This is a genomic window from Hymenobacter sp. AT01-02, from assembly GCF_000961955.2.
In the GTDB taxonomy this organism is placed as follows: Bacteria; Bacteroidota; Bacteroidia; order Cytophagales; family Hymenobacteraceae; genus Hymenobacter; species Hymenobacter mucosus.
This window is the reverse complement of record NZ_JZIR02000012.1, coordinates 80,951-90,716: the sequence shown is the minus strand read 5'-3', so window position 1 is coordinate 90,716 and position 9,766 is coordinate 80,951. Positions and strand designations below refer to the sequence as shown.

10 protein-coding genes and 1 pseudogene are annotated in these 9,766 nt (G+C 52.4%); 5 read left to right on the top strand and 6 right to left on the bottom strand.

Features of this window, described 5'->3' with window-relative positions:
- Positions 1–46 precede the first annotated feature (46 nt).
- The gene (locus VI25_RS04840) at positions 47–976 is read right to left on the bottom strand and encodes a DUF389 domain-containing protein (RefSeq protein ID WP_045690339.1); all 930 of its coding nucleotides are present in this window, start codon (positions 974–976) and stop codon (positions 47–49) included.
- A 269-nt stretch (positions 977–1,245) separates the two neighbouring features.
- On the opposite strand from VI25_RS04840, the gene VI25_RS04835 reads away from it, so the two are divergent.
- Together VI25_RS04835 and VI25_RS04830 are read left to right on the top strand one after the other, a co-directional pair.
- Positions 1,246–1,896, top strand: coding sequence for a hypothetical protein (locus VI25_RS04835; protein ID WP_045690338.1), 651 nt, complete (start codon positions 1,246–1,248; stop codon positions 1,894–1,896).
- Positions 1,897–1,926: 30 nt separating this feature from the next.
- Positions 1,927–2,412: a PRC-barrel domain-containing protein gene (locus VI25_RS04830; RefSeq protein ID WP_045690337.1), complete on the top strand. Its 486-nt coding sequence runs from the start codon at positions 1,927–1,929 to the stop codon at positions 2,410–2,412.
- Positions 2,413–2,512: 100 nt separating this feature from the next.
- Here the strand turns inward: VI25_RS04830 and hemH are convergent.
- Positions 2,513–3,558 (bottom strand): annotated as a pseudogene (gene hemH, locus VI25_RS04825) (ferrochelatase).
- A 229-nt stretch (positions 3,559–3,787) separates the two neighbouring features.
- Between hemH and era the strand changes: the two are divergent.
- The 3 genes from era (at position 3,788) to VI25_RS04810 (ending at position 6,587) form a co-directional block, all read left to right on the top strand.
- Positions 3,788–4,687 carry a GTPase Era gene (era, locus tag VI25_RS04820; RefSeq protein WP_045690336.1) on the top strand — a complete coding sequence of 300 codons (900 nt, stop codon included), beginning with the start codon at positions 3,788–3,790 and terminating at the stop codon, positions 4,685–4,687.
- 122 nt (positions 4,688–4,809) lie between these two features.
- Positions 4,810–6,132 (top strand): ribosome biogenesis GTPase Der, encoded by a 1,323-nt coding sequence (gene der, locus VI25_RS04815; protein WP_055562318.1) that lies wholly within the window; start codon positions 4,810–4,812, stop codon positions 6,130–6,132.
- A gap of 218 nt (positions 6,133–6,350) precedes the next feature.
- A complete protein-coding gene (locus tag VI25_RS04810) occupies positions 6,351–6,587 on the top strand; it encodes a hypothetical protein (protein ID WP_045688404.1) in 237 nt (78 codons plus the stop codon).
- Between the two features lie 79 nt (positions 6,588–6,666).
- Here the strand turns inward: VI25_RS04810 and VI25_RS04805 are convergent, their stop codons facing one another.
- From VI25_RS04805 to VI25_RS04790, 4 genes are all read right to left on the bottom strand, one after another.
- Complete coding sequence (locus tag VI25_RS04805; RefSeq protein ID WP_045688403.1) at positions 6,667–7,233, bottom strand: hypothetical protein; 567 nt, start codon at positions 7,231–7,233, stop codon at positions 6,667–6,669.
- Positions 7,234–7,356: 123 nt separating this feature from the next.
- Positions 7,357–8,163, bottom strand: coding sequence for an N-acetylmuramic acid 6-phosphate etherase (murQ, locus tag VI25_RS04800; protein WP_045688402.1), 807 nt, complete (start codon positions 8,161–8,163; stop codon positions 7,357–7,359).
- Positions 8,164–8,237: 74 nt separating this feature from the next.
- Positions 8,238–8,477 carry a cytochrome b5 domain-containing protein gene (locus tag VI25_RS04795; protein ID WP_045688401.1) on the bottom strand — a complete coding sequence of 80 codons (240 nt, stop codon included), beginning with the start codon at positions 8,475–8,477 and terminating at the stop codon, positions 8,238–8,240.
- A gap of 83 nt (positions 8,478–8,560) precedes the next feature.
- Positions 8,561–9,709 (bottom strand): formimidoylglutamase, encoded by a 1,149-nt coding sequence (locus VI25_RS04790; RefSeq protein ID WP_045688400.1) that lies wholly within the window; start codon positions 9,707–9,709, stop codon positions 8,561–8,563.
- Positions 9,710–9,766 lie beyond the last annotated feature (57 nt).

Genomic DNA, 9,766 nt, shown 5'->3' with positions numbered 1-9,766 from the left:
ATACAAAAGCCAGCCGTCGTCAAACGGCTGGCCTTTTGTATGGGTGTTACTCGAGTGGCTTGCGCCGGTGTAAGAACCGTTGTTTCGAGTAGAATATTAGTAGCCCAAGTCCTAACACGAAGGCCATATCTATTCCAAAACGGCTGAGACCTTCTAGTGCCAGGTGAGAACGACCAACTGCCAGCCCGCAGCCTATTAAAGCTGCCGCAGGCATCAGAATGAGGGCAATCAGTGCACCTGCAATTACACTACGTCGGTAAGCAGCAATAATGATAATACCTGCTGCCGCACCGCAAGCGGAAACCAATAAAGTTTTGAGTGAGGGCTGAGCCATGCTTTTAACTTCGGGATTGGTAGCCAATTCCGCTGCTGAACTTTCGCCCGCGGCTGTGAGGCACAGCATGGTGAGGCCCGCCATTAAAATAAAGAGAGCATAGCCCAGCAGGGTAGACCGCAGGCCACGGCCTACTACATGCCAGCGTTTCAATACGGTACCCATTGGTATTGCCGCAATTGGCTCGAAACCTGGCGAAATAATGCTGGATGCAATAAAAGCTACGGCCTGCGGTACTGGCTCAGATACTAAACCTACGGCTGATAAAATTCCACCAAGGCCCATGAGTGCCATGTAATTCGGGGTAGGCTTTCCTTGATGGCGTAAGCCAGCTTCTATTTCTTCCCAAATTGCCTCATCCTTATCTCCCAAAATCTTCTCGCCTTCAGCAGGCGCAATAATGCTGCTTAACTCGGCTGAAGCTACCGATAGGTCGTTGGGATGAGCGACAACTTCGCCCGCAATACGTAGCACATCGTCGGCACCCTTATTTAATACTTGCACGGAAATGATGTCGCCGACTGGTTTGCGCGAGGCCCCAATCTGCACGCTTAGGCTAATTACCTCATCGAGCCCAACAAGCTGCTGGCAAAGGTTTTCGGTGATGTTGGAAGGGACAGTTAGCTCAAGGCTGCGGTGCATACAGTAGCAGTAGTTGAAGTATAGAGTACGTGGTTTTCAACTAGCCAGCTATAGAGCTACACAATTAAATGCCTTTGCAGCAGATAGTGCCGCCCTTAACATCACTGTAACGAGGCGGTATTCTTTGACCCAAGGCATTTTTAGTGGGTCGCTTAGTGAATATTGACCGCGTTGCTCAGTTCCTTCACTAGGGAAGATGCGAAGTGGCGTATCGTATTTCGGCTATGGTTCGTATGGTATTGCCGAACTACACATGCCCGCTCTACGCTATGGCCGACATCAACATTCAGCGCAAGAAATCATCCCCTAGTCCTTGGCTGCTTATTTTGCTAGTGGTAGCAGGCTTGGGCATAGCTGCCTACTTCCTATTTCGAGCCGAGTCGGAGCCGCCGCAAGACGTTCCGTCTCCTGTTGGTTCGGGTATTCAGCCCCCACCCGATAGCACTACGGGTGCCGAAACAGGTCCTCGACCTACTGCAGATGCCGTGGGCGATATGGCAGCGGAAACGGCACCAGTGACTCCCGATGTACTAGCAGGCTTTGCCCAAGGCGATGCTTCCCAACCCCAGTACGGACGAGAAGGATTACGCTTGCTAACGTCCGCTTTGCTACCCCTGGCTGACCGCGACAACCTACGCGATGCTACCATAGCCGAAAAGCGCAACGACTTGACCAGTGCAACCAGCCGCCTGCAAGAAGACGGAAGCAGCTTGCGTCCGGGATACGTGGCCGCGGCGGCCTTCTTACAGGCCGTGCAGCAGAAGGCATATCCAAATCTGGAAGCCGAAGTTGGTGAACTGATGACGCAGGCCGGAGCATTGAGTGGCCGCGTTGCTACTCCTCAAGACCAAACACAAGTGCAGCAATTTCTTACGCGCGCTGCTGCCGTACTACGCACTATCAACGAGACTGCTCGGTAGTTCGAGTGATTACTCTTAGCCAACTCACGCATGGAACCTACTACTGATCCTATTCCCTCCGGTGAGGGCATGCATTTGCGCCGCCTGCGCGACTTACCTAGTTTTGAAGTAGCCGATGGCAATCCGGATGTGCGCGGCTGGACCGTACGCGGTGGCGACGGCAAGCCTTTCGGGGAGGTATACGAACTGATAGTGGAGGCCGACGCCCTCAAGGTGCGTTACCTCGACGTGGAACTTTCGGCCGATCTGCATATTAACGAGCGAGACCGACACATTTTGCTGCCAATTGGGGCAGCAGCCATTGATGAAGATGCTGATAATGTATTTGTGCCTTCGCTTACCGCTGAGACAGTATTGGAGTACCCACCCTACAACGAAATTCAAATCACCCGCGAATATGAGCAAGCTATGTTATTAGCTCTTCGTCTTCCACTATCTGAGGCCCAGCCCCGCAGCTTTTACGAGCAGCCTGGGTACGATGACCAGCAATTTTATCAGCGCCGTCGCATAGGATAGCAGTGCTGGTTACAACTTTAAGGGCTGCTCCCGCGCTACCACCAAGTTATTGGTAGTAGCGCGGGAGCAGCCCTTCTGTATGCTGGTTGTACTTGGTAAGTTAATTTCGGCGGATCATGTTAGCCACTGCTTCCACCCATTGCGGGTGCGAATTGAGGGATGGCACTAGCTGCCAATGGCTGCCGCCTGCTTCCTCAAACATCTCTTTAAACTCGGTGCCTACTTCTATGGTAGTCTCCAAGCAGTCGGCTACAAAGGCGGGGGAGAAGGCCAACACATTCTTAATGCCTTTGCCCGGCATTTCTTTTAGCACCTCGTCCGTGTAGGGCTGCAACCACGGGTCACGCAGGCGGCTTTGTAAGCGGCTTTGGAAGGAAGTGGTGTATTGCTCAGGAGTAAGCCCCAATGCCTTACCTAGCTGGCGTGAAGTCTCGAAACACTGCGCCCGATAGCAATACCGGTTGTTCTTGTTATAGCTGTTGCAGCAGTTACCCAGCTTGCAGTACCCGTTGTGGCTACCTTTCAACACATGGCGCTCAGGAATGCCATGGTAGCTAAACACGACGTGGTCGTAATCGTGCTTAGCCATTTCCTCCCGGCCTAGCGTGGCGAAAGTGCCGATAAAGCCGGGGTCTTCCACGAACGTGCTGATAAACGAAATACTGGGCACTACCCACCATTTGCTTACAATGTCCATCACCTTTTCCTGTACCGAGCCAGTACTGGCCGCCGCGTACTGCGGAAACAGTGGTAGCACAATAATGCGGTCTACGGCAGCATCGCGCAACTCTTGCAGGGCACTCTCTATACTGGGCTTCTGGTAGCGCATGCCAAAAGCTACTAGGTAGTCTTTGCCTAGCTTTTCTTGCACTAGCTTCTGCAAATCGAGACCGTGATAGAGCAGGGGCGAGCCGCGCTCAGTATCCCAGAGTTGCTGGTATATTTTGGCCGACTTGGGTGCCCGTAGGGGCACCACTAAGCCTGAAACAACGGGTAACGTACCGCGGCCGGCATGTCAATCACGCGGGCATCAGTTAAAAATTCGTTTAGGTAGCGACGCACGTCGCTGGTCTGGGGCGAATCGGGAGTGCCGAGGTTAACGAGCAAAACGCCAATACGGCCGTTTGTGGGAGCAGGAGAGGGCATAGAATACAAAGGTGCCGGCTGGTGCCCGGCAAAAGTCATACGAACAGTTGATGACAAACAGCCACCGGTAAGCAACTACAAAGGTCGCACAACGAACGGCTAACTGAAACCTGACGTTCATCAACTTTCAGTGAGCCTATAGACAATCATCTGGCAGCCGATGTTTGTATAACAAGCGGTGAGCCCACCGAAAAACTGTACCTTTGCAGGCCAATTTTCAGATTCTGAAGTGAATACCGAACCTAAACCGCACCGCGCTGGCTTTGTGAGCATTATCGGCAAGCCCAATGTGGGTAAGTCAACGCTTATGAACGCCCTCATGGGCGAGCGGCTCAGCATCGTTACCAGCAAGGCCCAAACTACGCGTCACCGTATCTTGGGTATTCTCAATGGGGATGATTTTCAGCTCGTTTACTCCGATACGCCGGGTATCATTCAGCCCAAATATGAATTGCACAACGCCATGATGTCGTTTGTGTACTCGTCTTTGGAAGATGCGGACGTCGTTTTGTTCGTTACTGACATCTACGAGAAGCACGACGAAGAGCCAGTTGTGGAACGCTTGCGCAAGATGACGAACACGCCCATCATCTTGTTAGTCAATAAAATTGATCAAGCTGAGCAAGCTGAAGTAGAAGCCAAGCTGGCCTATTGGAAAGAGCACTTGCCCAATGCCGCTGAGGTACTACCCATTTCGGCCCTCGAAAAGTTTGGTACCGACCAAGTGCTGCAACTGGTGCTAGACCGCCTACCAGAGCACCCTGCGTACTACCCCAAGGATGAGCTAACCGACAAGCCGGAGCGTTTCTTCGCTGCCGAAATGATTCGGGAAAAAATTTTCAAGCTCTACAAAAAAGAGGTGCCCTATAGCTGTGAGGTAGGTATTGAGGAATTTAAGGAGGAAGAAACCATCATTCGGATGCGTGCTACGATTTATGTAGAGCGTGCCAGCCAGAAGGGCATTATCATTGGCCAGAAGGGAGAAGCCCTGAAGAAAGTTGGTACCTGGGCCCGCGAGGAAATGGAGAGGTTTTTCCTGAAAAAAGTGTTCTTAGAAATCCACGTCAAAGTCAACGAGAACTGGCGTACCGACCCTAAGGCGTTGAACCGCTTCGGGTATCAGCAATAACCGTGAGCCATTGAACACTACCCAGTAGGGCAAAACGGCTACTAATACATTCCGACCGTCTTATCACTTAACTACTCTGGGCACTGCCGAAACTGGTCGGGCCGGCGGCTGGAGTCAGACACATGAAAAACACAATTGCCATTGTGGGCCGCCCAAATGTGGGCAAGTCCACGCTCTTTAACCGTCTGGTTGGCCAGCGCAAAGCCATCATGGACAACGAATCGGGCGTAACCCGTGACCGGCACTACGGCTATGGCGAGTGGACCGGGAAGTACTACACCGTCATCGACACGGGTGGGTACGTGCACAACTCCGACGATATTTTCGAAGGGGAAATCAATAAGCAGGTAAAGCTGGCTATTGATGAAGCCGATGTGGTACTGTTCATGGTAGATGTGGATGCAGGATTGCATTCCCTTGATGAGGAGTTTGCGAATGTGCTGCGCCGCTACCAGGGCAAGAAGCCCATCTACCTTGTGGCTAATAAGGCCGACACCAACGCCCGTGCTCATGCTTCGGGGGAGTTCTACGCACTTGGTATTGGCGACGGCGAAATCTATCCTATCAGCTCGCAGAGCGGCTCAGGTACCGGCGACTTGCTGGATGCCGTTATCAGCCATTTTGAAGAAGAAGGGGTAGAAGAGCCGGATGCTGGCATTCCCAAAATTGCCATGGTAGGACGCCCAAATGTGGGTAAGTCATCCTTTGTGAACTTGCTACTAGGTACCGACCGTAGCATTGTGACCGATATTGCCGGCACTACCCGCGACTCTATTCAGGCGCGCTACAACGCGTTTGGTAAAGAGTTTATTTTGGTAGACACGGCTGGTCTGCGTCGTAAGACCAAAGTGCACGAAGACGTAGAGTTTTACTCTGTTCTCCGCTCCATTCGCGCTTTGGAAGAGTCCGACGTGTGCATTGTGATGCTTGATGCTACCCGGGGTATTGAGGCCCAAGACCTAAACATCATTGGTCTGGCTGATAAGAACCGCAAGGGCATTGTCATCTTGGTAAACAAGTGGGACCTGATTGAAAACAAGGAAACCAATACGGCCAAGGAGTTTGAGGAGAAGATTCGTGAGAAGATTGCTCCCATCAGCTACCCACCCATCATTTTTACATCCGTTCTCACTAAGCAGCGTGTGCACAAGGCCATTGAAACGGCAGTGCAAGTGTATGAGAACAAGCGGAAGAAAATTCCGACTTCGGAGCTGAATGAAGTGATGCTCAAGGAAATTGAAAAGTATCCTCCGCCCATTACCAAGGGCAAGATGGTGCGCATCAAGTACGTTACTCAGCTGCCCACGCACAATCCAGTGTTTGCTTTCTTCTGCAACCTGCCTCAGTACGTGAAAGAAAGCTACACGCGCTACTTAGAGAACCGCCTGCGGGAAAACTTCGACTTTGAGGGGGTTCCCATTGGAATCGTGTTCCGTAAGAAGTAATACCAATTCTATCTAAAAAAAGCCTGTCTTGCAGTAGTGCAGGGCAGGCTTTTTTTGGTGCAGGGAGGGTTGGTAAAAAATAAATTAAATTTTTTTTTACAGTTGGGGTTACCTTCTCAATGGTGGAGTATAAAGCCCTGAATCTTGCGATTCGTCACTGGAGGAATTGCAGATTTTACCAACAAAGACTTTACAAACTCTCTCATCAACCCCCGATCATGAAAAAGGTATTGTTCCTCGCTCTGGCTGCTGCTTCGTTCTCATTTGCTTCTTGCGACAGCAAGACGGAAGATGCTCAAGAGCAAGCTGCTGACAACGTAGAAAATGCTGGCGAGGCTAAAGCTGACGCTATGGAGAATGCTGGCAACGAAGCTGGTGCTGACTCTGTAGAAAACGCTACGGACGCTCAGGCTGACAAAATTGAAAACGCTGCTGACTCAACCGACGCTCAGTAAATAGATGCGCCGTCCGGCGCTTAAAAAAGGGCCGCTCCTCAACGAGGAGCGGCCCTTTTTCTTTTGTTATGGTTTCGTATTAGCCTAAGCGGCGTTGTAGTAACCCGTCTACTACCTCAAATAATTTGCGTGGCGGATAGGTTCGCCAGGGTAGCTCATCGAGTTGCCCACCGAAGTTGACGTAGGAGTCAATGTTGTACTGACGCATTTCGCGAATGACGTGCTCCTGGAAATTTATGCCCGCAATCCAGCCTTCTTCTACGTCCTCAAACCATTCTTCATAGTAGGAGTCATCGGAGCCGTGAAAGTTGAATACGTTTTCGCCAATGAGAATGAACTTGCGGACACCCTCATGGGTCATCAAATCAATGATGTTCCGTTTGAGCTGCATGATATCATTTTCAATAGCATCATTCCACTCCCCAATGAACTCGATAATACCGATGCCTAACTCGTAATCAACAAAGAGAATCTTGAGGTAAAGGGTTTCTGAGTCTAGGCTGTCCCACTGCGGGTGGATGTAGTAGCCGTAGATGGTGTTCACGTAAGTATCAAGGCTGTTTTCGGCCTCAAAGAGGGGAGAGCGAGGGTCTTCAGAAGCTGAATACTGATCCAGCCAGGCGTAGTGAGGTTCGATGGTGTGCACGGCGCGGGTAAGGGCAGAAGTGACCGAAAAAGTGAGCCTGCCCACGTGTAGCAGAGGCGGCAGGTGGTTTAACGGGTTTAGCCTCGAAACCGTTCGAGCAAGTTCGGAATGCTAAATAGTAGCTTAGGAGGACTGATACGCATCCAACGCCGCTCGCACCGAGCCATGTTGGCGGAGCAAGTCGGCAGCTTCTGGTTGAGAAATGCCTAGCTCATCCACAAGCATTCGTTCACCGCGGTCTACCAGCTTATGATTAGAAAGCTGCATATCAACCATTTTATTGCCCTTTACTCTACCCAAGCGAATGAAGGTAGCAGTAGTAAGCATATTCAGCACGAGTTTTTGCGCTGTTCCCGCTTTCAACCGAGTGCTCCCCGTCACAAACTCCGGTCCTGTTACTACTTCTACCGGAAACTCTGCTGCCGCCGCCACAGCCGAACCAGCATTGCACACAATGCAGCCCGTAGCCAAGCCATGCTGCCGAGCCTGCGCTAAGCCACCAATGACGTAAGGTGTGCGCCCTGAGGCCGCAATACCGACCACTATATCCCTGTCTGTGATAGCATGGGCCTGTAAATCGCGCCAGGCCTGCTCGGCATCATCCTCCGCATTCTCAACCGCCTTGCGAATTGCCGTATCTCCACCTGCAATCAGACCTATGACTATCCCGTGGGGCACCCCGAAGGTAGGAGGGCATTCGGAGGCGTCTAGGATACCGAGCCGCCCGCTAGTGCCTGCCCCAATGTAAAAGAGTCGTCCGCCCGCTCCTACTCTGGCTACCGTAGCTTCTACTAAGGCTTCAAGCTGCGGGAGGGCTTTCGCAACAGCCTGAGGCACTGTTTGGTCCACGCTATTCATGCCAGCAAGCAGATCATGCGTGGAGAGGGTCTCCAGGTTATTGAATTGCGAAGAACTTTCAGTGGTGCTCATTGAAGACTTGGGGAAGGAGAGTAGGGAGGATGCGGTACGTAGTAGAGGAGTAGCCGATGAACAGGCCGCGTTATTTAGGTAGCCAACCGTCCAATGACGGGAAATTTATCAAAAACGTGTTCTGTATGGGGCGCATCCTGCTGCAACTCCTGTGTGAGGTCTTGCCCGGCCCAGTGCTCATAGTGGTTGCCCCGCTTCCATAAGCGGGAGCGGCTCACATCGTATACCAGCCCTTGGTAGCCCACCCATACCTCGTCCCTATCTTGGCCATTGCGCAGGGCTAGTTGGGCTTTTGTATAGGTTGGAAGTTCCATAGTACGATAAGAAGTTGTTTGCTCGCCAGGGGCATTGTAGGCGAGTATCCACTGAAGAAGGCTTGCCCTGCCACTGCCTGCCTTTACCCCAGAAGGGCTTGGGTTAAGATCCAGCGGTTCGGCAGGTCGCCTTGGGCCGCGCGCAGGTAGTCTTGATAGCTACAGGGTACAATACGCTTGATGTGACTGTCGGCTAAGCTTTCTACCTCTAGCCACCATTTTTCGGTGCGCTTGCTTTTGTAGAATACCAACTTGGCTGGTGTACCGGGTAAGCCTACTGCGTAGCGTAGGAAACGGCGACTTTGAAAGTCGTCTTCGTGGCGACGGTGGTAGTAACCTTCCACAAAGTACCAAAGCATAGTTGCCAACGTCATGGCAGCTAAACCATGGTGGTCGTGGTCGGGACGGTAGCCGTAGAGGCCAAAAGAGCTAAGCTGGTCGTTGTGGCCCGCGTACCAAGCTAGCTTGGCGGCTTCTTCATTGGTAAGGCCGAACGGGTTGGCCGGGTAGTAGGCCGGGGCGTCGTTCCAGCGTAGGGCCGCCACATCGAAGCTGACGAAGTCGGCCTGCCGTAGTAAGGGCTCCGCTTGGCGCGTGTCGTCCCGTATCTGGCCCAAACGCAACGTCTCGAAGTGAAGTTTTTCTAGTGCCGCTAGCACGTCGGGAGCCACTAGGTACTGCTGGTGAGCCAGCTGAGCAAAGTTGAAGAGGAAGCTGGGCTCGTGCATGAGCATGCGGCGCAGATGGCTTTCTTCCGGGCAAGAGCCAACCTGCTCGGCCATATCCACGCGCGCATCAATAGTTGCGAAGCTAACGGCGCGGTCTAGGGTTTCGTACGCTAGAAACTGCCCGTAATCTAAATCGTGCGAGCCACCAAGCAGAATAGGCACGGTGTTATGCTCTAGTAAGGCGGCAATAATTTCGCGTAGGCGCTGGTAAGTATCTTCCAAGGCTAAGCCTGGGCGTAGATTGCCTAAGTCAACAAGCCGAATAGGGCCAGTACCCTTTTGCAGCTGATAAAAGTGACGGCGCACTAGGTCGGCGCCGTGCGCAGCTGGGGCACCAGCAGCACTGCCACGCCACTCATTCAGCCCAATTAAGGCCAAATCGGCAGAGCGCCAATCTGGAAACGTGTCCAGAAACGGCGTGGCGTATGCCGCTAAGGTAGTGGGAGAAGCGGAAGAAGAAATCAGCTCTTCGTGGAGCGGATCGAAAAAAATGGCCAGATTCATCGGGCGCGGCAGATGCGGACTCCGACAAAGCTACGTAAAAGCCAGGCACGGCCCTAC